The organism is Niveispirillum sp. SYP-B3756, from assembly GCF_009495745.1.
GTDB lineage: Bacteria > Pseudomonadota > Alphaproteobacteria > Azospirillales > Azospirillaceae > Niveispirillum.
Window position 1 is genome coordinate 283,125 of sequence record NZ_WIDQ01000003.1, and the last position, 22,032, is coordinate 305,156.

21 protein-coding genes are annotated in these 22,032 nt (G+C 63.5%); 9 read left to right on the top strand and 12 right to left on the bottom strand.

All coding sequences use genetic code 11. From position 1 onward, the window contains the following. Positions 1–101 precede the first annotated feature (101 nt). Together mazG and GE253_RS08315 are read left to right on the top strand one after the other, a co-directional pair. The gene (gene mazG, locus GE253_RS08310) at positions 102–917 is read left to right on the top strand and encodes a nucleoside triphosphate pyrophosphohydrolase (RefSeq protein WP_153203658.1); all 816 of its coding nucleotides are present in this window, start codon (positions 102–104) and stop codon (positions 915–917) included. 25 nt (positions 918–942) lie between these two features. Beyond that, a complete protein-coding gene (locus tag GE253_RS08315; protein ID WP_153203659.1) occupies positions 943–1,725 on the top strand; it encodes an SDR family NAD(P)-dependent oxidoreductase in 783 nt (260 codons plus the stop codon). A 43-nt stretch (positions 1,726–1,768) separates the two neighbouring features. On the opposite strand, the gene GE253_RS08320 is transcribed toward GE253_RS08315, so the two are convergent. From GE253_RS08320 to GE253_RS08355, 8 genes are all read right to left on the bottom strand, one after another. Further along, complete coding sequence (locus GE253_RS08320; protein ID WP_153203660.1) at positions 1,769–2,596, bottom strand: inositol monophosphatase family protein; 828 nt, start codon at positions 2,594–2,596, stop codon at positions 1,769–1,771. Beyond that, a complete protein-coding gene (gene hflX, locus GE253_RS08325) occupies positions 2,584–3,963 on the bottom strand; it encodes a GTPase HflX (RefSeq protein WP_153203661.1) in 1,380 nt (459 codons plus the stop codon). The genes GE253_RS08320 and hflX overlap by 13 nt, the downstream gene beginning before the upstream one ends. Continuing rightward, the gene (gene hfq, locus GE253_RS08330; protein WP_029014379.1) at positions 3,950–4,201 is read right to left on the bottom strand and encodes an RNA chaperone Hfq; all 252 of its coding nucleotides are present in this window, start codon (positions 4,199–4,201) and stop codon (positions 3,950–3,952) included. Before hfq ends, hflX begins: the two co-directional genes overlap by 14 nt. An 84-nt stretch (positions 4,202–4,285) precedes the next feature. After that, complete coding sequence (locus GE253_RS08335) at positions 4,286–5,005, bottom strand: HAD family hydrolase (protein ID WP_247878555.1); 720 nt, start codon at positions 5,003–5,005, stop codon at positions 4,286–4,288. After that, positions 5,002–5,874, bottom strand: a complete 873-nt coding sequence (locus GE253_RS08340) for a D-amino-acid transaminase (protein ID WP_153203662.1) — start codon at positions 5,872–5,874, stop codon at positions 5,002–5,004. Before GE253_RS08340 ends, GE253_RS08335 begins: the two co-directional genes overlap by 4 nt. 39 nt (positions 5,875–5,913) lie before the next feature. Next, the gene (trkA, locus tag GE253_RS08345; RefSeq protein ID WP_153203663.1) at positions 5,914–7,290 is read right to left on the bottom strand and encodes a Trk system potassium transporter TrkA; all 1,377 of its coding nucleotides are present in this window, start codon (positions 7,288–7,290) and stop codon (positions 5,914–5,916) included. 4 nt (positions 7,291–7,294) lie between these two features. Continuing rightward, a complete protein-coding gene (locus GE253_RS08350) occupies positions 7,295–8,683 on the bottom strand; it encodes a sigma-54 dependent transcriptional regulator (RefSeq protein WP_153203664.1) in 1,389 nt (462 codons plus the stop codon). A gap of 6 nt (positions 8,684–8,689) precedes the next feature. Continuing rightward, positions 8,690–10,996: a PAS domain-containing sensor histidine kinase gene (locus GE253_RS08355; RefSeq protein ID WP_153203665.1), complete on the bottom strand. Its 2,307-nt coding sequence runs from the start codon at positions 10,994–10,996 to the stop codon at positions 8,690–8,692. 235 nt (positions 10,997–11,231) lie between these two features. Between GE253_RS08355 and GE253_RS08360 the strand changes: the two genes are divergently transcribed. Together GE253_RS08360 and mazF are read left to right on the top strand one after the other, a co-directional pair. Continuing rightward, positions 11,232–11,480: a PbsX family transcriptional regulator gene (locus tag GE253_RS08360; RefSeq protein WP_247878556.1), complete on the top strand. Its 249-nt coding sequence runs from the start codon at positions 11,232–11,234 to the stop codon at positions 11,478–11,480. After that, positions 11,481–11,813, top strand: coding sequence for an endoribonuclease MazF (gene mazF / locus GE253_RS08365; protein WP_153203667.1), 333 nt, complete (start codon positions 11,481–11,483; stop codon positions 11,811–11,813). It abuts the gene before it with no gap. A gap of 56 nt (positions 11,814–11,869) precedes the next feature. Here the strand turns inward: mazF and ntrC are convergent, their stop codons facing one another. From ntrC to dusB, 3 genes are read right to left on the bottom strand one after another with little or no spacing between them, the layout of a single operon-like run. Next, positions 11,870–13,318 (bottom strand): nitrogen regulation protein NR(I), encoded by a 1,449-nt coding sequence (gene ntrC, locus GE253_RS08370; protein ID WP_153203668.1) that lies wholly within the window; start codon positions 13,316–13,318, stop codon positions 11,870–11,872. 3 nt (positions 13,319–13,321) lie between these two features. Beyond that, positions 13,322–14,443 (bottom strand): ATP-binding protein, encoded by a 1,122-nt coding sequence (locus GE253_RS08375; RefSeq protein ID WP_153203669.1) that lies wholly within the window; start codon positions 14,441–14,443, stop codon positions 13,322–13,324. Further along, positions 14,443–15,459: a tRNA dihydrouridine synthase DusB gene (dusB, locus tag GE253_RS08380; RefSeq protein ID WP_153203670.1), complete on the bottom strand. Its 1,017-nt coding sequence runs from the start codon at positions 15,457–15,459 to the stop codon at positions 14,443–14,445. Before dusB ends, GE253_RS08375 begins: the two co-directional genes overlap by 1 nt. Before the next feature lie 247 nt (positions 15,460–15,706). On the opposite strand from dusB, the gene GE253_RS08385 reads away from it, so the two are divergent. The 3 genes from GE253_RS08385 to GE253_RS08395 are packed head-to-tail and all read left to right on the top strand — an operon-like array spanning position 15,707 to position 18,145. Beyond that, positions 15,707–16,885 carry a bifunctional 2-C-methyl-D-erythritol 4-phosphate cytidylyltransferase/2-C-methyl-D-erythritol 2,4-cyclodiphosphate synthase gene (locus GE253_RS08385; RefSeq protein WP_153203671.1) on the top strand — a complete coding sequence of 393 codons (1,179 nt, stop codon included), beginning with the start codon at positions 15,707–15,709 and terminating at the stop codon, positions 16,883–16,885. Positions 16,886–16,907: 22 nt separating this feature from the next. Beyond that, complete coding sequence (locus GE253_RS08390; RefSeq protein WP_153203672.1) at positions 16,908–17,408, top strand: CinA family protein; 501 nt, start codon at positions 16,908–16,910, stop codon at positions 17,406–17,408. Further along, complete coding sequence (locus GE253_RS08395; RefSeq protein WP_153203673.1) at positions 17,405–18,145, top strand: nucleotidyltransferase domain-containing protein; 741 nt, start codon at positions 17,405–17,407, stop codon at positions 18,143–18,145. The genes GE253_RS08390 and GE253_RS08395 overlap by 4 nt, the downstream gene beginning before the upstream one ends. A 97-nt stretch (positions 18,146–18,242) precedes the next feature. Here GE253_RS08395 and GE253_RS08400 read toward each other — a convergent pair whose 3' ends face one another. Further along, on the bottom strand, positions 18,243–19,088 hold the full coding sequence (locus GE253_RS08400; RefSeq protein WP_153203674.1) for a phytoene/squalene synthase family protein: 846 nt from the start codon (positions 19,086–19,088) through the stop codon (positions 18,243–18,245). Between the two features lie 217 nt (positions 19,089–19,305). Here GE253_RS08400 and GE253_RS08405 point away from each other — a divergent pair, with 217 nt between their 5' ends. Together GE253_RS08405 and GE253_RS25805 are read left to right on the top strand one after the other, a co-directional pair. After that, positions 19,306–19,932, top strand: coding sequence for a superoxide dismutase (locus GE253_RS08405; RefSeq protein WP_153203675.1), 627 nt, complete (start codon positions 19,306–19,308; stop codon positions 19,930–19,932). Between the two features lie 334 nt (positions 19,933–20,266). Beyond that, complete coding sequence (locus GE253_RS25805) at positions 20,267–22,030, top strand: squalene/phytoene synthase family protein (protein ID WP_173012561.1); 1,764 nt, start codon at positions 20,267–20,269, stop codon at positions 22,028–22,030. The last annotated feature ends 2 nt before the right edge of the window (positions 22,031–22,032 follow it).

The window sequence follows — 22,032 nt, forward strand, 5'->3', positions numbered from 1 at the left end:
TATTTTCTCACATTAAGTATTTTTTCCTATTTCCTGCTGCTGGAATGACCGCCAGCAACGGGCTAAGGTCCAAACCGCCGTCAACGACCGGAACCTGATCCATGTCCGATAATCTTTCCCGCCTGCTGGATATCATGGCGAAATTGCGTGATCCCGATGGTGGGTGCCCTTGGGATTTGGAGCAGGATTTCGCCACCATCGCCCCTCACACGATTGAAGAAGCCTATGAGGTGGCAGACGCCATCCAGTCCGGCGACATGATGGCGGTGAAGGACGAACTGGGCGACCTGCTGTTTCAGAGCGTTTTTTATGCCCAGATGGGCAAGGAACGCGGCCTGTTCGATTTTGACGCCATTGCCGGCCATATCGCCGACAAGATGATCCGCCGCCACCCCCATGTTTTCGGTGAGGTGAGTGTGACGACGGCGGATGATCAGGTCCGCCATTGGGAGGAACTGAAGGCGCGGGAACGCGCCGAGAAGGCCGCCGCCAGCGGCAAGCCACCCTCAGCGCTGGACGGGGTGATTGCCGGGCTGCCCGCACTGACCCGGGCGATAAAGCTGCAAAAGCGTGCCGCCCGTGTTGGGTTCGACTGGACCCGCGCCAATGAAATCCTGGACAAGATCGAGGAGGAAATCGGCGAATTACGGGTGGAGATCACAGCCGCTACCCCGACCAAGGAACGGATGCAGGATGAGTTGGGCGATCTGCTGTTCGCCCTGGTCAATCTGGCCCGCCGCCTGGATATCGACCCGGAAACCGCCCTGCGCGGCACCAATGCCAAGTTTGACCGTCGCTTCCGACAGGTGGAAGCCGGCCTTGCCGCCCAGGGCCGCAGCCCGGAAGGGGCCAATCTGGAAGAGATGGAAGCCCTGTGGGTGGAGGCCAAGCGCCGTGAACGCCCGGATAACGCCTGAACGCTTGAAGGAACGAGGAAACGCCATGAGCCACCCTGCCCCCGCCCACCGGCCCAATATCGTACTGATTACCGGTGCCACCGGTGAGTTTGGTGCCGCCTTTGCCCGGCGTTTCGCCGCCATCGGCTCCAAACTGATCCTGACCGCCCGCAAGCCGGAAAAGCTGCGTCCCCTGCTGGATACGCTGGATGTGCCGGTGCATGTGCTGGAACTGGATGTGCGGGACCGCAAGACGGTTGAAGCGGCGTTGGCCGCCCTGCCCGCCGAATTCAAGGATATCGATCTGCTGATCAATAATGCCGGGCTGGCCCTGGGTGCCGAGCCCGCGCATAAGGCCAATCTGGATGATTGGGAAGTGATGATCGATACCAACGACAAGGCGCTGGCCATCATCACCGGGCTGGTCCTGCCCGGCATGGTGGAACGCGGGCGCGGCCATGTCATCAATATCAGCTCGGTCGCTGGCAGCTACCCTTATCCCGGCGGCCATGTCTATTGCGCGTCAAAGGCGTTCGTCACGCAATTCAGTCTGGCCCTGAAGGCCGATCTGATCGGCACGGGCGTGCGCGTCACCTGCATCGAACCCGGCATGGTGGAAACCAGCTTCAGCCTGGTGCGCTTCAAGGGTGATACGGAACGGGCCGCCAAGGTCTATGCCGACACGGTGCCGCTGACGGCTGAAGATGTCGCTGAATCGGTCTATTGGGCGGCAACCTTGCCGGCCCACTTCAATGTCAACCGACTGGAAATCATGCCCACCACCCAGGGGCCAGGGGGGATGGGTGTGCATCGCACGCCAAAGTCTTGAACCTGATGAAAGAACAGCGCGGGCCTGATCGCCCGCGCTGAATTTAAGTTTCAGGAAAAATGAAATCGCGCAGGTCGGCCCAGGTGGCAGGATCGGGTGCCATCAGCAACCCGCCATCCACATCGGCGGCGCGATAGGGTGTGCCGTCGAATTTGGCGACATGGCCGCCCGCTTCCGCATAGGCCAGGGTGCCGGCGGCATGGTCCCATGGCATGATGCGGTTATACATGGCGAACTGGCCGATACCGGTCAGCAGGTTCAGATAATCATGCGCCGCACAGAACAGCCGATAGGTATCGGCGAAATGCGGGCGCAGCTTATCCAGCCGCTGGCGCTCCTCCGGCGGAAAGAACTTGGTGGAAAGCGAGCCCTGCATCTGCGGGATCGGTGCTGCCGGCTTGGCCGTCAAACGCTGACCCGCCATCCAGGCACCCTCACCCGCCTCCACCATCGCCATCCGGTCGCCCACCGGATCGTAAATCCAGCCAGCCGTCGCCTGTCCGCCTTGGGACAGGGCCAGCAACAGGCCGAAGACCGGCTTGCCATGGGCGAAATTATGGGTGCCATCCACCGGATCGATGATCCAGGCCGGCTCTGCGGCATGGGCCAGATGCCGCACCAGGGCGGGGTCGGCGGCGCACGCCTCCTCCCCTACCACAATGGAACCGGGCAGCAGGTCGCGCAACCGTGCCGTCAGCACCCTTTCGGATGCCTCATCCGCCACCGTCACCAGATCGCCAGGGTTCTTTTCCCGGATGTCGCTGAATTGCAGGTTGCGGAAACGCGGCATGATTTCCGTGGCCGCGACATCCCGCAGGATGGCGGCCACGGCATCCATATCGACGCGGGCATGGGCCGTCAGGGAAGCCATGGGCGTGGCCCCTCTTGTCTGGCATCCCGTGCAGAGACCTGACCGGGGCCAAGCTGCGCCTTATAGGGGAAGCGCCCCTCAAACCGGGCCAGATCGGCCGGTTCCAGCCCGACGCGCAGGCGGATATGCTCCTCCTGATCGTCACGTTCCAGCACCTCGCCCTTTTCATAGAGCCAGGCCATGGCGGCACCATCGTCTGGCGGCAGAACAAAATCCACCACCTCCCGACCGGCGACCATGCGGCGGTCGATGGCGTTGAACAGCGTGTCGATGCCATCGCCGGTCAGGGCTGAAATGGCGATGCCGCCAGTACGCCGGGCCTGCCGCAACAGGGTGGATTGATCCTCCTCCCCCAGCCGGTCCAGCTTGTTCAGCACTTCCATCACCCGCTCGTCGCTCTCCGCCTCAATCCCCATATCGCGCAGCACCGCTTCCACATCGGCCTTCTGCGCCCCCGTATCGGGATGCGAAACATCGCGGACATGCAGGATGATGTCAGCCGCCATCACCTCTTCCAGGGTGGCGCGGAATGCCTCCACCAGACCATGCGGCAGGTCGGAGATGAAGCCCACCGTGTCGGACAGGATGATCTTGCGGTTCGATGGCAGGGTGATCGACCGCATGGTCGGGTCCAGCGTGGCGAACAGCAGATCCTTGGCGAATACATCTGCCCCGGCCATGCGGTTGAACAGGGTGCTTTTGCCGGCATTGGTATAACCGACCAGCGCCACCACCGGATAAGGCACCTTTTCGCGCGCCTTGCGATGCAGGCCACGGGTGCGGCGTACCTCGTCCAGTTCCGCCTTCAGCTTGACAATGCGGTCGCTGATCAGCCGGCGGTCCATTTCGATCTGGCTTTCACCGGGGCCACCCAGGAAGCCGAAACCGCCACGCTGGCGTTCCAAGTGGGTCCAGGAACGGACAAGGCGGGACCGCTGATAGGTCAGCGCTGCCAGTTCCACCTGAAGCTGGCCTTCACGGGTGCGGGCGCGTTTGCCGAAAATTTCCAGAATCAGGCCGGTACGGTCGATGACCTTGGCCTTCCAGTCCCGTTCCAGATTGCGCTGCTGAATGGGTGTCAGGGCATGGTTGACGATGACAAGGCCGATCTCCTCCGCCTCAATCGCCGCCCCCACCTCTTCCACCGCACCGCTGCCAAACAGGGTGGCTGGTCGCGGGCGCATAGTGCGCACAATGCGCGACGCAGCAACCTCCACCTCAATGGCGGCGGCGAGGCCCACGGCCTCTTCCAGGCAGGATTCAGGTTCACGGGCACCATTGCGGTCCTCTGGCAGGACCGGGTGCAGAACGAAGGCGCGGGTGGAAGACCCGCGCGCTTCGAGGTTACCCAACTCAGTCGTGGTCATTCTCCTTCGCCGGCGGGTCGAACAGTTGAATCGGATGCGCCGGCATCACGGTCGAGATGGCGTGCTTGTAAACCAGCTGGGAATGCGCGTCACGCCGCAACAGGACCGAGAAATTGTCGAACCAGGTGATGATGCCCTGCAGCTTCACACCGTTGACCAGGAACACGGTCACCGGGGTCTTGCTTTTGCGGACATGGTTGAGAAAGACGTCCTGAACGTTTTGGGATTTTTCAGACATTGGAGCAGCCTCGCTTATGCTCAGTTTATTGGGGCACCCTGGTGGGGGCCCGACTACATCGACACGATGCCAGTGTCCGGCAGTTTACCGGTCCATCCCAGCATCGGCAGATATGGTATCATCAAATGTAATAACCAAGGATGAAATAGCCGCACAGCTATCAAGCCTTAACGCAGGGGGAAAATGCCGCAACCCCTCCCCCCCCGCCGGCGTATGGCCGACCAGAATGGGGATGCAGCCGGTGCGGTGGGCGCATTCCATATCCACATCCGCGTCACCGATAAACCAGACATCCGGCCCCGGTTCGATCCCGGTGCCGGCCAGTGCCATGGTCACCGGGGCTGGATCGGGCTTGTCGGTGGCGGCATCATTGGCCCCCACCAGGGTGGTGAAATGCGGGGTCCAGCCCAGCATTTCCGCCTCCCGCCGCAGGAAACGGCCGGTCTTGTTGCTGACCACCCCCAGCACCACGCCCCGCTGTCGCAGCAGGCCCAGCAATTCCGCCGCACCCGGCAGCACATCCAGATAATCCAGATGGTGCTGTTCGAAATGGGCATAGAAAATGTCGCGCGCGCGCGTCCATTCTTCCCCGAAGATCAAAGGGAAGCTGTCACGCAGGCTGTGCCGCACCCGTTCATAGCTTTCCTCCAGCGTCCAGAGCGGCAGGCCAAAATCAGCCAGGGCCGCATTGATGGAGGCATGAATACAGCGCCAATTGGTGACCAATGTATTGTCCCAATCGAACAGAACGGCGCGCGGCAACCGGGTCGGGGCCGGCGGCGAGGTGACATTATGGCTCATCATTGCCCCTTCCGCAGCGGGTCGGCCGCCCCCACATGATCCAGATAGGCTTGGCGAATGCGCAGGGTCAGCGGGCCGGGCGTACCATCGCCAACCGGCTGACCGTCAATCCGCACCACTGGCAAGGCGAAGGTGCCGGCGCTGGACATGAAAGCCTCGTTGGCCGCCAGCGCCTCGGTCACGGTAAAGGGCCGTTCTTCGAAAGCGATCCCCTGGGCACAGGCACATTCCAGAATCGACAAACGGGTAATGCCGTTCAAGATGGCGTTGCTCGGCGGACGTGTCACCAACACGCCTTCTTGCGTGACGATCCAGGCGTTGGATGAACAGCCCTCGGTGACGAAACCCTGCTCATCCACCTGCCAGCCCTCATAGGCGCCGGCTTCGAACGCCTTTTGCTTGCCCAGGGCCTGGGGCAGCAGGGAAACGGATTTGATATCCCGGCGCTGCCAGCGGATATCCAGCAGGGTGATGACGGCAACACCCCGTTCCAGCGCCGCCGGCGGCTGGAAACCGGCGCGACGGCAGGTCAGCACCAGCGTCGGCACCGGCTCCTTGGGGAACTTGAAATCGCGCGGGGCCGGTCCGCGCGTGATCTGAATATAGAGTGTGGCATTGCGCAGCTTATTGCGCCGCACCAACTCCCGCATGATGAAGCACAGGCTGGCCGGCTTCACCGGCCAGGGAATGGATAATTCCCGCAGCGAGCGCTCAAGCCGCAGCATATGGCCTTCCTCATCGGCGAATTTGCCGCCGATGATGGTGATAACCTCATAGACGCCGTCGGCGAACTGAAAGCCGCGATCCTCCACATGAACATGAGCCTGATCATGCGGGAGGTAGCGGCCATTGACATAAGCGAAGCGGGGCATGATTTCCCGTTAAAGTGATTTCTTGGGATTGCCAGAAGATTAAAAGAACTCAAGCCTTACGGCGAACATCTTCTCAACCTTCTTCACCTGTCCGACCTCCGCCAGGATAATCACCCGGTCGTTCGGTTTGATGACGGTGGAGGGGCGCGGAATGATCACCTCCTGCCCGCGCACGATGGCGCCGACAATAATACCGGCTGGAATCTTGATATCCTTCAGCGGCATATTGATCAGGGTGGAGGTTTCCAGCGCCTCCGCCTCGATCACCTCGGCGAAATTCTCGCGCAAGGCGTGGACGGCCTTGATACGCCCGCGCCGCACATGCTGAAGAATTGACGAAACGGTGATGGAGCGCGGGCTGACCACCGCGTCAATGCCCAGCGGCTGCACCAGTGGCTGGAAGGTGGTTTTGTTGATCAGGGTAATCGCGCGCTGGCAGCCATGGCGCTTGGCCAGCAGGCTGGCCAGGATATTGCCTTCATCGCTGTTGGAAACCGCAACGATGGTTTCCGACGCCGCGATATTGGCCTCTTCCAGAATGGCCGGGTCCAGCCCGTCGCCATGCAGCACCATGGTGCGGCCCAGTTTTTGGGCCACCTGGGTGGCGCGGCGGCGGTCGATTTCAATGATGCGGGCGGAAACACCGGGATGCTTCTCCTCAATTTCTTCCGCCAGACAGAGGCCGATATTGCCACCGCCGACAATCACCACCCGTCGCGCCTCCCGCTCCTCATGGCCGAAGGCGGCCATGGCGCGGGACACATGCCTGGTGTCGGCGACGAAATAGACCTCGTCGCCGGTCAGCATCTGGTCATTGCCGCCGGGGATGAATTGCCGGTCGCCCCGGATAATCGCCACCACCTCGATGGACAGGTCGGGGAACAGACCGGTCAACTGGCGCAACGGCGTGTTGATGATCGGGCAATTCTGCGAACAGACAACCCCAATCACCCGCACCAGCCCATCGGCCAGCGGGATCATGTCGAAGGCGCCGGGCACCTGCAGGCGGCGGGACACGGCCCGCGCCACCTCAATCTCCGGCGAGATGATGACGTCGATGGGCAGATGCTCACGCGAAAACAAGTCGGCCCAGATCGGTTGCAGATAGGATTGGTGGCGGACGCGGGCAATCTTGGTCGGCACATTGAACAGGCTGGCCGCCACCTGGCAAGCCACCATATTCACCTCATCCGCCAGGGTGACGGCGATGATCATGTCGGCATCCGCCGCCCCTGCCGCCTCAAGCACATTGGGGTGGGAGGCGAAGCCCACCATCGCCTGCACTTCCAACTGGTCGCTGATCTTCTGGATCAGTTCCTGCGACTGGTCGATGACGGTGACATGGTTGCCTTCTGATGCCAGATAGCGGGCAATGTTGGAGCCAACCTGACCGGCGCCGCAGACGATGACCTTCATGGGCTCACTCCACGATCAGTTTGGAACCATGGACACCCAGCGATTTCAGCTTACGGTGCAGGGCCGACCGTTCCATGCCGACAAAGCTGGCCGTGCGGGAGATGTTACCACCGAAACGTGTCACCTGGGCCAACAGATACTCGCGCTCAAAGACTTCACGCGCCTCCCGCAGCGGCAGGCCCATAATCTCCCCGCCCTTTTCCCATTTCAGCACCGTCGGCGTGATGGCGCCGATTTCCGGCGGCAGCATATCGGCGCGGATCGGTTCCGACGCATCGCCGGACGCCATGATCAGCAGCCATTCCACCGTATTGCGCAACTGGCGCACATTACCCGGCCAGTCATAGGCCTGAAGTGCTGCCATGGCATCCTCGCCAAAGACGCGGATAGGCAGGCCGGCGGATTCCGATGTGCGCTGCATGAAATGGCGGGCCAGCAGCGGGATATCCTCCCGCCGTTCCCGCAGGGCCGGCATTTTCAGCGGCACGACGGAAAGACGGTAGAACAGATCCTGCCGGAACCGACCCTGTTCAATTTCCGCCGTCAGGTCGCGGTTGCTGCTGGCGATGACGCGGACATCCACCTCCACCCGGGAGGTGCCGCCCACCCGTTCGAAGGTCTGTTCCTGCAGCACCCGCACGATCTTGCCCTGGGTTTCCAGCGGCATGTCGGCCACTTCATCCAGATAGAGCGTGCCGCCGTGGGCCTGTTCGAAGGTGCCCACCTTGCGGCCGCCACCCTCGCTGGCATGTTCGGTGCCGAACAGCTCCACCTCCAGCCGGTCAGGCCGCATGGTGGCGCAGTTCAGCGCCACGAACGGCCCGTCGGCCCTGCGCGACCGGGCGTGCAGCATCCTTGCTGCCACTTCCTTGCCGCTGCCGGGCGGGCCGGAAACCAGCACCCGGCTGCCGGTGGGGGCCACCTTTTCAATGGAATGGCGCATCTGGTTGATCGGCAGCGACCGGCCGATCAGGTCCAGTTCCACGCCCGTGCGCAGGCGCAATTCCCGATTTTCCCGCTTCAGCCGGGCCGCCTCGATGGCACGTTCCACCAGCAGCAACAGCCGGTCGGCCTTGAACGGCTTTTCGATGAAATCATAGGCGCCGGATTTGATGGCCGAGACCGCCGTTTCGATATTGCCATGGCCGGAAATCATCACCACCGGCACATCCGGATGGTCACGTTTCAGTTCCGCCAAGATCTGCAGCCCATCCAGCCGGCTGCCCTGCAGCCAGATATCCAGGATCACCAGACTGGGGCGGCGCTGTGCCACGGCGGCCAGGGCCTGATCGGCATCCGCCGCTTCGCGGGTGCCCATGCCTTCATCCTCCAGGATGCCGGCAATCAGCATACGAATATCGGCTTCGTCATCGACGATGAGAATGTCGTGCATTTTTCCTCAACCCCTCCGCCCGGCGGCGGTCATCGCGTCACGGTCGGCGGCAGCATCGAGAACGGGCGCGCCCGTCGCTTCGATGGTACGTGGCACCACCAGGGTCACCCGAGCGCCACCGCCCGGCCGATCCTCCAGCAGCAGCGCACCGCCGTGATCTTCCATGATCTTCTTCACAATCGCCAAGCCAAGGCCGGTGCCCTTGGCCCGCGTGGTCACATAGGGCTCGGTCAGCCGGTCACGTTCCTCCGTGACCGGCAGGCCCTTGCCATTATCTTCCACCGCCAGCAACACCCGTTCATCCTCTACCGTCAGGCGCAGGGTGATTTCACCCGGTAGTGCATCGGTGCCGGCGGGTGTTTCCTCGATCCGGCCTTCGATAGATTCACCGGCATTCTTCAACAGATTGGTCAGGGCCTGACCAATCTGCCGGCTGTCACAGGTCAGCAGCAGCGGCGCCTCCGGCAAGGCCGCCTGGAAGCGGATCGCCGGATAGGCGGAGCCCTGCAGCACCACCGCTTGCCGACAAAGATCCTGCATCGCGGTCGGCTTCATCACCGGCTGCGGCATCCGGGCGAAGGCAGAGAATTCATCCACCATGCGGCCAATATCATCGACATGGCGGACGATGGTGTCCGTCATGGTGCGGAACGTATCGGGATCGCTGGTGATTTCCTTCAGATATTTCCGGCGCAGCCGCTCTGCCGAAAGCTGAATGGGCGTCAGCGGGTTCTTGATCTCATGCGCAATGCGGCGGGCCACATCGGCCCAGGCCGCCTTGCGCTGGGCCGACAACAGTTCGGACACATCGTCAAAGGTGACGACATAGCCCTTCACCTCCCCGGCCACGATCTCCGCTGCCAGCCGCACCAGCAGGGTGCGCATCTGGCCATTGCGGCGGATCTGTACCTGCCCTTCCACCTGCCGGCCGGCGCGGCGGCGGATGCTGGCCATCAGCTCCGCCATTTCCGGCACCACTTCCAGCAGGTCATGGTCGATCAGGCTGGCCGGATCACCGACACCCAGCAATTGCGCCGCCGACAGGTTGGGCAGGTTGATGCGGCCCTGATGGTCCAGCCCCAGCACACCCGCCGAGACACCAGCCAGCACGGCCTCGGTGAAGCGGCGGCGCAGGTCCAGTTGCTTGTTTGCCTCCACCAACTCGCCGCGCTGGCTTTCCAACTGGCTGGTCATGCGGTTGAAGGCGCGGGAGAGGGTGGCCAGTTCATCCTCTGGCTCCAGCCCGGTATCGGGCACGCGCGCCGTCAGATCGCCGGCACGGATACGGTCGGCGGCGGCGATCAGGGCACCGATGGGGGCCACCAGATAAGTCGCAAAGTTCAACCCCATCCAGATGGCGGAGAGCAGCAGCAGCACGGCAATGCCGACAAAGATCACCGTCATCCGGGCCTGCAGCGCAAAGCGCTGGCCCTCCATCTGGCGATATTCCTGAACGGCGCTCTGCGTCGTGTCCATATGTTCCAGCACCCGGCTTTCCACCGGGCGGCCCACGAACAGGAACCGGTCGAAATCGGCATCCAGCAGGATGATGGCATTCACCCGGTTGCCGCTTTCGCTGACAATCAGCACCACCTCGCCCTTGCGGGCGCGCTCCAGATCGTTGGTGTTCACCGTGGTGAAATCGAAGGCGAACCCCAGGCCGAACACGGCGTCCACCCGGCCGGTGCCGTCAAAGATCACCGCTTCCGTCACGGAGCGCTGCAGCGCCTGCATCTGGAAGAACTGGCGGAAGCGGGGCGGATCCCAATAGATCGAGGGCGGCAGGCGGGCAATGTCGTTGCGCATCACCTCCGCATCGCGCGACAGGGTCTGCTGGTGTTCCTTCAGATATCCCTCGGCCACGGCCAGGGATTCATTCACCACCAGCCGCACCCGGTCGCTGAACCAGCTTTGCAGGCCGACATAGAAGAACAGGGCGGAGAAGATGGCCATGATGATGGCCGGCAGCACCGCCAGGATGGAGAAAACGGCCACCAGCCGCATATGCAGGCGCGACCCCGCCATGCCGCGCCGTCGTTCCACCCACAGCGCCACGATGCGCCTTGCCACCACCGCCCCCAGCAGCAGCAGCAGCACGCCATCCAGGGTCAACAGCAGGGTGACGGTGTTCTGATCATTGCCGACAGGCAAGGTCTCGGTCAGCGCCGCATAGGTGGCGGCACCGGCGGCAATCGCGGCAATGGTCAGCGCCACGGCCGCAATGGCCGACAGGTGCCGCCCGCGTGACCAGCCGAAAATGCGCCGCCACAGCCCTTGCGACGGGGGCGTCAGGTCGGGTGCCACATCAGTCATGGGGCACCGAAGGAAGGGTAATGGCGTCAAACAATCCGGTAGGGAGCAAAGCGTCTGCCTTGGCTGGACGGAACCTGCGCGAAGCAGAACTGTTACCAGAAAGCTACACTATGCGCCAGCCCGCAACGTGATAAAGCTGCAACAAGGTGTGGTTGGACAGGACGGGTCTGAACGACAATGGCACGGCCTTGCCTTCGTGCTAATGTTAGGCCTGTGTTCAAGGGGAGCCTGGAGAATGGTGATGCGGGTGACGATGAAAAAGTCGGGCGACAGCGCCGCCATCCATATTCCGGCCGCCGTAATGCAGGCGGCGAAGCTGCCGATGAACGCCATTGTTGAGGTGCGGGAGGAAGCTGGGCGGATCGTCATCGAACCGGTACAAAGTACGGAGCCCGACCTCACCACCCTGATTGACGCCATCACCCCTGACAATCTGCATGGGGAACTGTCCTTGGGGCCGACCATGGGGCGGGAGAGTCTCTGAATGACCTATGTGCCGGAGGCGGGTGACGTTGTCTGGCTGCAATTCACCCCGCAGGCCGGGCATGAACAGGCCGGCCATCGCCCGGCTGTTGTCCTGAGCCCGCTGGCCTATAACCGCCGCACCGGTCTGATGCTATGTTGCCCGATGACAACCCAGATCAAGGGATACCCGTTTGAAGTCAGGGTCGGCGTTGCGGGCGATAGTGCGGTCTTGTCTGATCAGGTGAAAAGCGTTGATTGGCAGGCGCGGCAAGCTGCGTTCAAAGGCCGGGTCACCCCTGATGAATTGTCGGCAATCAGGCGGCTGTCGATTGCATTGATCGGCAAGCCCTGATCCCCCTCCAAACTGCCGGCGCACAGGACGTTCCCTGTACGCCGGCAGTCCGGCTTTTACTTCAACCCGCGCACCACCTGGATATCCAGGTCACGGATCTTCTTGCGCAAGGTATTGCGGTTCAGCCCCAACATATGGGCGGCCTTGATCTGATTGCCCCTGGTCGCGGTCAGCGACAGGGACAGCAACGGCCGCTCCACCTCCCGCAGGATGCGGTCATAGAGGCCTGCCGCCGGGATACCGTCCTTATGGGCGGCGAAATATTCCCGCAAATGCCGCTCAACAGCGGCACTCAAGCCCTCATTCACCGGCTCCTGCGTGGGGGCGGCGGCCGGGTTGGTCTCCGCCAGTTCGGTATCGATGACATCCAGGCTGATGATTTCCTGGGAATAGAGTGCCGCCAGCCGCTGCACCATATTTTCCAGCTCACGCACATTGCCCGGCCAGCGATAGCGTTTCAGCCGGTCCATGGCGGCGTTATCGACGCTTTTATGCGGCAAGCCCTGCTGTGCGGCCTGGTTCAGGAAATGCCGCACCAGGGCCGGCACATCCTCTGTGCGTTCGCGCAGAGGCGGCAGGCGGATTGGCACGACATTCAGGCGATAGAACAAATCCTCCCGGAACAGGCCCTGGCGGATCAGGGTGCGCAGGTCGCGGTGGGTGGCCGCCACGATGCGTACATCGGTCTTGATCGGGGTGCGCCCGCCGACGGTGGTATATTCACCTTCCTGCAGCACGCGTAGCAGCCGGGTCTGCGCCTCCAGCGGCATATCGCCGATTTCATCCAGGAACAGGGTGCCGCCCTGGGCCTGTTCGAACCGGCCAGTGGACCGCATGGTGGCGCCGGTAAACGCCCCCTTCTCATGCCCGAACAGTTCGGATTCAATCAACTCGCGCGGGATCGCCGCCATATTGATGGCGACGAAAGGGCCGCCACGCCGTTTGCCGTAATCGTGCAGCGCACGCGCCACCAGTTCCTTGCCGGTACCGGATTCCCCCGTGATCATCACTGTCAGGTCCGTGCCCATCAACCGGGCCAGGACACGATAGATTTCCTGCATGGCCGGCGACCGGCCAATCAGGGGAAGGTTCTCCTCCTCCTCTTCCGGCTGCGGTGCGGGCGTTGGCTGGCTGGCCGGTAACGGGGCCGACAGCGCCTTCTGCACAATCGCCATCAAGTCCTTCAGATCGAAGGGCTTGGGTAGATATTCAAAGGCACCACGCTCCGCCGCCTTGACCGCGGTCAACAGCGTGTTCTGCGCGCTCATCACAATGATGCGCAATTCCGGCCGCAGCTTCTTGATGCGCGGGACCAGATCAAGCCCATTCTCATCTGGCATCACCACATCAGTGATGACCAGGTCACCTTCCCCTTCCTGCACCCACCGCCACAAGGTGGCGGCATTGCCTGTCGTTCTCACTTCGTGCCCCAGGCGGGTCAGCGCCTGTGTCAGCACGGTCCGGATCGCCCGGTCATCATCCGCAACGAGAATGGTTGCGCCCATTTTTTAGGCACCCTCTCCGTTAACCCCAGCACCGGTGACCGGGAGGGAAACCTTGAAGATCGTGCGTTTCGGCACGCTTTCAAAGTCGATCACCCCCCCATGGTCACCAATGATCTTGGCGACTAATGCAAGACCCAGGCCGGTTCCGTTCATCTTGGTGGTGACGAAGGGATCGAACAGGTTGACGCGCAGGTCGTCAGGGATGCCAGGGCCGTTATCGGCCACGCAGACCAGCAGGGGCAGATGCATCCGGCTGTCCGATCCCGCCACGGCCAGCCGCACCCCATGCTGATAGGCGGTGGAGAGCATGATCTCCCCTCCCTGTTCCGGGCAGGCCTCGGCCGCGTTCTTCACCAGATTAAGGAAGACCTGGACCAACTGGTCGCGGTTGCCCAGCACCGGCGGCAGGGAAGGATCATATTTCTCAATAAAGCGGATATGGCGGGCAAAGCCGGTCTGGGCGATGCGGCGCACATGTTCCAGCACGGCATGGATGTTCACCGCCTGGCGCTCCAGCGGGCGCCCATCGGTAAACACCTCCATCCGGTCCACCAGCGCGACGATGCGGTCAGCCTCGTCGCAGATCAGGCGGGTCAGTATCTGGTCATCTTCGTTGGCATTTTCTTCCAGCAACTGGGCTGCCCCCCGGATGCCGGACAGCGGGTTCTTCACCTCATGCGCCAGCATTGCCGCCATGGCAACGACGGAGCGGGCGGCCCCGCGATGGTTCAACTGGCTGTCGATCCGCCGGGCAATGGAGCGTTCATGGATGGTCAGCACCACCTGATCGGGCGGATCGCCCAGGGGGGCCGCCTGCATGGTCACGCTGTGCGGACCGATGCGCTGGGTCTCCACACTGATCCCGTATTTGCAGACCGTGGAATGGGTCAGGCGGGCCTGATCCAGCAGGTTGAAGACGGGGCTGTCCTCCGGGATCAGCTCGCTCAGCGGTGTACCCATGACGCGGGTGGCGCTGACATCAAAGAATTCCTGGGCTTCCAGATTGATGAAGCGGATCAGCCCATCGCCATCCACCACCATCACCGGGTCCGGCAGGGCAGCCAGAATGGCCGTCGGATCAATATCGCCGCCATTGCGGCGGGGATAGACCGGGCTGCGCGCCATCAGGCGGCCACCCGCACGATGACGCCCCGGTCCATGCTGGCCTTATAGAAACCGGCAATATGCTGCTTCATCACGTCCGGGCTCTCCGTCGTCATGATGGCGTTGCGGTAATCGGCGGAACCGGGCAGGCCCTTGGAATACCAGGCGACATGTTTACGGGCGATCTTCAGGCCGGCATCGATGCCGTAATGGGCCAGGATCGCCTCATAATGTTCCAGCACGATCTGCATCTGCTCGGCCAGCGACGGTTCCGGCAGATTCTCGCCCGTGCGCAGGTAATGCATCACCTGGGCGATGAACCAGGGCCGGCCATAGGTGCCGCGCCCGATCATGATGCCGTCGGCCCCGGATTCCTCCAGGCAGCGCACGGCATCGTCAAAGCTGTTGATATCGCCATTGGCGATTACGGGGATCTTCACCGCCTCCTTCACCTCGCGGATGAATTTCCAGTCAGCGGTGCCGTTATACATCTGGCAACGGGTGCGGCCATGCACGGTCAGCATCTGAATGCCGCATTCTTCGGCGATTTTCGCCAGACGCGGGGCATTCAGATTATTGGCGTCCCAGCCCTTGCGCATCTTCATCGTCACCGGCACGGTGACGGCCTTCACGGTCGCCTCCATGATCTTGCCGGCCAGCGGCTCATCCTTCATCAGGGCGGAACCGGCATAGCCATTGACCACCTTCTTCACCGGGCAGCCGAAATTGATATCGATGATATGGGCGCCGCGATCCTCATTCAGCTTGGCAGCTTCGGCCATCACATCCGGTTCACACCCGGCCAACTGCATGGAGATCGGCGCCTCATCCAGGCTCCATTCCGTTTTCAGCAGGCTTTCGCGGGTGGCACGGATCATCGCCTGGCTGGCAATCATCTCCGACACCACCAGCCCGGCGCCGGTGCGTTTCACCAGCCGGCGATAGGGCATGTCGGTGACGCCGGAAAGCGGCGCCAGGATCACCGGATCCTCAATGCGCACGGGGCCAATCTGGATGGGGTTGAGACGCTTCGCCATATCGCTGATACCTTTGCACCGATTTGATGCACTGCCCCGATATGGGTGCAAAATCGCCTAAAAAACAGGCATATTTCGCGGATGCATCAAAATTAGGCGAGACGCTAACATATCGTTTGAAAATTGCAATATTGCGCAGCCGCATGTCCGCTGCTGCGGTGACGCAAACCGGCCTGTTCAGCACGGGTTGGCGAAGCCGACGAAGCGCGCTAGGTTCCGGCTCTCCATCCATCGCCATGGTCGCCCAATGCCCAGTTGTGTTGCCCTGATCGTCGCCGCCGGACGCGGCACCCGTTTCGGGGCCGATCTGCCCAAGCAATATCTGCCACTGGCGGGCAAGCCGGTGCTGCGCCGCACGGTGGAGGCGTTTTTGCGCCGACCGGAGATTACCGCCGTCCGCGTCGTCATCGATCCGGCCTTCAGCGACCTTTATGAACAGGCGGTGGCGGGGCTGGACCTGCCACCGCCCATCACCGGCGGGCCGACCCGGCAGGACAGTGTGCTGAACGGGCTGGAGGCCCTGGCCGGCCATGCGCCCGATCTGGTGCTGATCCATGATGCCGCCCGCCCGCTGGTGGATGGGGCCGCCATCGCCGGGGTGATCGCCACCCTGGAACAGGCACCGGGGGCGATTGCCGCCACCCCGCTGGCCGACACGCTGAAACGCGGGGCGGCGGTGGGGAACGGGAAAGTCGCCAGCGCCGGCACGGTGGACCGTACCGCCCTGTGGCGGGCGCTGACGCCGCAGGGCTTCCGCTTCCCCGATATCCTGATCGCCCATCGCCGCGCCGCCGGCATGAACCTGACCGACGATGCCGCCGTGGCCGAACAGGCCGGGCTGAGCGTCACCCTTGTCCCCAGCAATCCGGATAATCTGAAAGTGACCACCAAGGACGATCTGGCCCGCGCCGAGCGGCTCTATCTGGCGGGCCTGGGCGATGTGCGCACCGGTACCGGTTTTGATGTGCACAAGTTCCATGATGGGGATCATGTCTGGCTCTGCGGTCTGAAAATCCCGCATGATCAGGGGCTGGAGGGACATTCCGATGCTGATGTCGGCCTTCATGCCCTGACCGATGCCCTGCTGGGCGCCATCTGCGCCGGCGATATCGGTCAGCATTTCCCGCCCACCGATCCGCGCTGGAAGGGGGCGGACAGCGCCCGGTTCCTGCGCCATGCCGCCGATCTGGTGGCGGAAAAGGCGGGCGTGATCGCCCATGTTGATGTCACGCTGATCTGTGAGCGGCCCAAGGTCGGGCCGCACCGGGCCGCCATGGTGGCGCGGATCGCCGAAATCCTGGCCATCGATCCCGCGCGCGTCAGTGTGAAAGCGACGACGACGGAAGGGCTGGGCTTCACCGGTCGCCGGGAAGGCATTGCCGCCCAGGCCGCTGCTACGGTGCGCCTGCCGTTGGTGCTGGATTGATCACCTGACAGGGGGATGGCCGATGTTCCCGGAACACCTGACCAAGCTGGCCGATGATATCCGCGATGCCTATCAGACGGCGGGCCTGTGGATCGCCACGGCGGAAAGCTGTACCGGCGGGCTGATCGCCGGCTGCCTGACCGCCGTGGCCGGATCGTCCGCCGTGGTGGACCGGGGCTTTGTCACCTACACCAACGAAGCCAAGACGGCGATGCTGGGCGTGCCGGCGGTGCTGATCGCCGATCATGGCGCCGTCAGCGAGCCGGTCGCCTGTGCCATGGCGCTGGGCGCACTGGCCCATTCGCGGGCTGACGTTACGCTGGCCGTCACCGGCATTGCCGGGCCGGGGGGCGGTTCGGCTGAAAAACCGGTGGGGCTGGTCTATATCGCCCGTGCCCGGCGGGGCGGTGAGGTGCTGGTGGAACGCCATGTCTTCCCTGGCGACCGCACCGCGGTTCGCCTTGCCACCGTTGAACGCGCCCTCACCCTGGCGCTGACCGTCACCCAAGGGAACGCGGCATGAACATCACGCCCACCATCGAGATTGCCGACACCGTCCTGCGGGAATGGACCGATCAGCCCGATGTGATCGCCGCCTTTCTGGCCGGTTCCGTCGCCAAGGGCAACGCCGGGCCGGGATCGGATATTGATGCCGTGCTGGTCTATCATCACCTGCCCAGTGCTGTGCGGGAGACGCATGAACGGCTGGGCATCACGGTGGAACTGTTCCTGCACGATCCCGATACGCTCGCCTATTTCTGGGAGGCGGATCGCCAGATAGGCAAGCCCTCACTGGCCCGCATGGTGGCCAATGGATTGCCGGTGGCGGGCGATCCCGGCCTGATTGAGGAATTGAAACGGCAGGCTCAGGCCGTGCTGGATGGCGGCCCGCCCGAATTGCCGGAGGAGGAGAACCGGTCCCGCCGCTATGCCATCTCCGACCTTGCCGCCGATCTGGCCCAGCCGCGCAGTCCGGCTGAGCAACTGGCCATCGGGGCGCGGCTTTATATTGATCTGGCGGATTTCACCGTGCGCGCCGCCGGTGCCTGGACAGGCACCGGCAAGGGGCTGGCCAAGGCACTGATGCGGCTTGACCCGATGCTGGCCGCCACCTTCGAACATGCCTTTGGGGAGTTGTTTGCCAATCAGGATCCGTCGGAGGTGCTGGCTCTGGTGGATCTCTGCCTTGCCCCCTATGGCGGCCGCTTCATGGCTGGCGACCGCCGACCAGCCCCGGCGGACTGGCGGTTGGGGGATTAGAGCGGATCGCGGAAAAGCGGAATCGCTTTGGAGCGTGAATCCGCTCGCTGAACAAGGGCTTGGAGCCGGGTGCGTTTCCGGTTAAACGCACCCGGCTCTAATACCGCCCCCACAACCCCGCCCAGGCCAGACTGATCTGTCTCCCAACCTGCGGGCGCAGCAGGTCGCGGTGGAGCGGGTCATAGCCCAGCTTGGCGATCCGCCCCAGATAATGGTCGCCCAGCCTGGCTGGCAGCAAGGCCGGCAGGGCCGCCTTGGCGACTTGACCGCGCAGGGCGCGGGCGCGTTGCAGATGGTCGGCAGCACTGTCGGCCACCGCCTGCACCACTTTGGCCAGTCCCGCTTCCGGCTTCATCTCATACAGTGCCGGTTCGGTCACGCCATGCTGGATCATCAGATTGGCCGGCAGGCGGGAACGGTGGCCGCGCGCCAGAAAGGGCACGGCGCGGATGATGCCGGTCAGGGCCCAGCCGGTGCCAACCAACCGTGCCGCCTCCTGGCTGGCCGGATCGTTCGCCCCCAGTATCTGGGCCGCCAGTTGCATCACCGGGGCGCCGGTGACCTGGGCATAGTTGATCAGGCATTCCAGATCGGCCGGCGCCTCGTCATCCATGTCGGCTTCGCGCCCGTCGATCAGCCGGTCGAACAGGGCGCTGTCCAGCCTATGGCGGGCGATGGCAGCGGCCAGCGGCTCCACCACCTCATGCCGGCGGGGCTGGCCTGCATAGGCCCCCTCGATGCTTTCCCGCCACCATTGCAGGCGGATCTGGCCCAGCATGGGCTCGCTCACCACCTCCCGCGTCTTGGCGACTTCCAGATTGAAGGCATAGAGCGCGAACAAATCTTCGCGCCGGTCGGCGGGGGCGAACAGGGCGGTCAGGTACCGGTCATGGTCGTAGCGGCGCACGGAGTCGGCGCACGCGCTCAGGATCGGTTCGGCCATATCGGGGGTCTCTGGCGGCGGCGGAACGGGATTGGAAGCATGGCTTATAGGCGCTGGTACGCCCCTTTCCTAGGGTCCGTTCATCCTGTGGAGATGATTGAACCTTTGCCACCGCAGCGGGTTGACCATAGGGCTACACGGTCGTATCTCTCAACCCCGTGTCAGGCCGTTCCAACAATTGGGGCGGTGCAACATTCAGCCACAGGAGCCGTCCATCATGGCGTTCACCCTGCCGGAACTCAGCTACGACACCGCAGCGCTGGAGCCGCACATCGATGCCCAGACCATGGGTCTGCATCATGGCAAGCACCACCAGACCTATATCACTAACCTGAACAATGCCCTGGCTGACCACAGCCAGCTGCATGGCCTGTCGCTGGAAGACCTGCTGGCCCGCCTGGGCGAGCTGCCGGAAAGCATCCGCACCGTTGTCCGCAACAATGGCGGCGGTCACGCCAACCATTCCATGTTCTGGTCCATCATGGGCCCGAATGGTGGTGGCGAGGCGACCGGCGAGGTTGGTTCCGCCATCGTCCGCGATTTCGGTTCGTTTGAGGACTTCAAGAAGAAGTTCAACGAAGCCGGCACCAAGCAGTTTGGCTCTGGTTGGGTGTTCGTTACCGCCGACACCGCCGGCAAGCTGGCCATCGTTGCCCAGCCGAACCAGGACACCCCGCTGTTCAACCGCACCCCGGTGCTGTTCGGTAACGACGTGTGGGAACACGCCTATTACCTGAAGTACCAGAACCGCCGCGCGGACTATCTGGCCGCCTGGTGGAACGTGGTGAACTGGGATGCCGTCAATGCCCGTCTGGCCAAGATCAAGGCCGGCTCGGTGATCTAACATCAATCTCCCTTGATCGTGACCGATCCAGGGAGATTTTGCGTTCCCTCAGGCGCCGGGCAGGCGCATCCGCGCCCTTGGCTTACGCGGGCACGTGCCCGCGGGCCGGCGGTCGCCGGCCTCCAACCCGCCGAAAGCTCAAGCTTTCGACGGGTTGGTATAAGGTCATCCTTAAAGTCTTAACCTAAAAGGTTGAGCAAGGCCCCGACCGTGTTAACCGGTCGGGGTTTTTTTATGGCTTTTCGCCACAGGGGAACTTAAGGCGCTGAGGTGGCTTCTCCCCCGGCACATGATCTGGCAAAGTAGTGCCGACCGTCCTCCGCGAGCAGCACCCATGGCTGATTTCCGCACCGCCCATCCTGCCGCCCAACCGGGGATACCCTCCGGTGGCCCGAGCCTGCGCAAATCAGCGGCGGAGGAAAATTTCCCCGTTGCCTCCCGCTTGATTCCGGCCCCGCTGCGGCCGCATGTCATGGCCTTCTACGCCTTTGCCCGGCTGGCCGATGATATTGCCGATGATCCCTTGGCCGAACCGGACATGCGCATTGCGCAGTTGGACGCGCTGGAACGCGCCCTGGTCAGCGGGGTGGGCAATCAGCCCTGGCTGGCCCCTGCCCTGCAATTGAAGGCCAGCCAGGCGGCGACCGGCGTATCCGGCCTGCACGCCCGCCAATTGCTGCAGGCCTTCCGGCGCGATGCCCTGGGCAGCCATTGCCGGCAATGGGATGATCTGCTGCTTTACTGCCGTTATTCCGCCAATCCGGTGGGCCGCTTCCTGCTGGAACTGCATGGCGAAAGCATGGCCGCCGCCCCGGCGGCTGATGCGCTCTGCACGGCCCTGCAGATATTGAACCATGTTCAAGACTGCCGGTCTGACTGGGTGGATATTGGCCGCTGCTATATGCCACTGAACTGGTTTGATGAGGCAGGGGGCAGTGCTGAACATTTGGTGGAACGGCAGGCCACACCCGCCGTGCGGCAGGTAATCAACCGGGTGCTTGACCGGGTAGATGAATTGCTGGTCCGGGCGGAAACGCTGCCCTGCCACATCATCAATACCGGCCTGCGGCTGGAGGCGGCGGTGATCGTCTCCCTGGCGCAAAGCCTGTCGCGTCGGCTGCGCCAGCATGATCCGTTGGCGGCGCGGGTGCAGTTGGGCAGCTTTGCCCGCCTGGGGGCGGTGGTCAAGGGGGTAGCGCGCGGCATCGCCCACCGCCCGGCCCGGCGCGGCCCCTGCCCGTCCTTGTCCAAACAGGCGGGGGAGAACTCCACCTTCTATTGGCCGCTGCGCTTCCTGGCCCCGGACAAGCGGCAGGCCATGTTTGCCATTTATGGTTTCTGCCGTGCCGTGGACGATATTGCCGATGGCCCCGGCACGGCTGAGGCCAAGCGTGTGGCGGTGGCGGAATGGCGCCGCCGCGTCGATGCGCTCTACAGCCCTGCCACGGCGGAGACGGAGCGCAACGGGCCGTTGCGCGATCTGGCCGCCGCCATCGACCGCTACAAGCTACCCCAGGCGGAGCTGCAGGCCGTCGTTGACGGCATGATGATGGATATTGACGGGCCGGTACGGGCGCCCGAACCGGCCGTGCTGGAACTTTATTGCCGCCGCGTGGCCGGTGCCGTCGGTCTGCTCTGCGTACGGGTGTTCGGGCGCAGCGATGCGGAGGCGGATGCCTTTGCCGTCGCCGTGGGCCATAGTCTGCAACTGACCAATATCCTGCGCGATCTGGCGGAAGATGCCGCCATCGGTCGCTGCTACATGCCGGCGGACATTCTGCTGCAGGTGGGGATCGATCCGGCCATGGCCAGACGCGACCCGCAGGCGGTGCTGGGCCACCCCGCCTTTCCCGCCGCCTGTGAGGCGCTGGCCTTGCGGACGGAGGATGCGTTCCGCCGTGCCGCCACCCTGTTGAAGGGGGATGTGCGGCCCCTGCGCCCGGCCATCGCCATGATCCGGCTTTATTACCGCATCCTGCGCCGGCTGCGGCAACGGGGATGGAACCCGGCGGCCCTGCTGCGCCGGCCGAAGCTCAGCAAGCTGGAGAAAATCCGCATCGCGGCGGGCAGCATTATCGGCCGGCCGCCGCGCCCCTGATC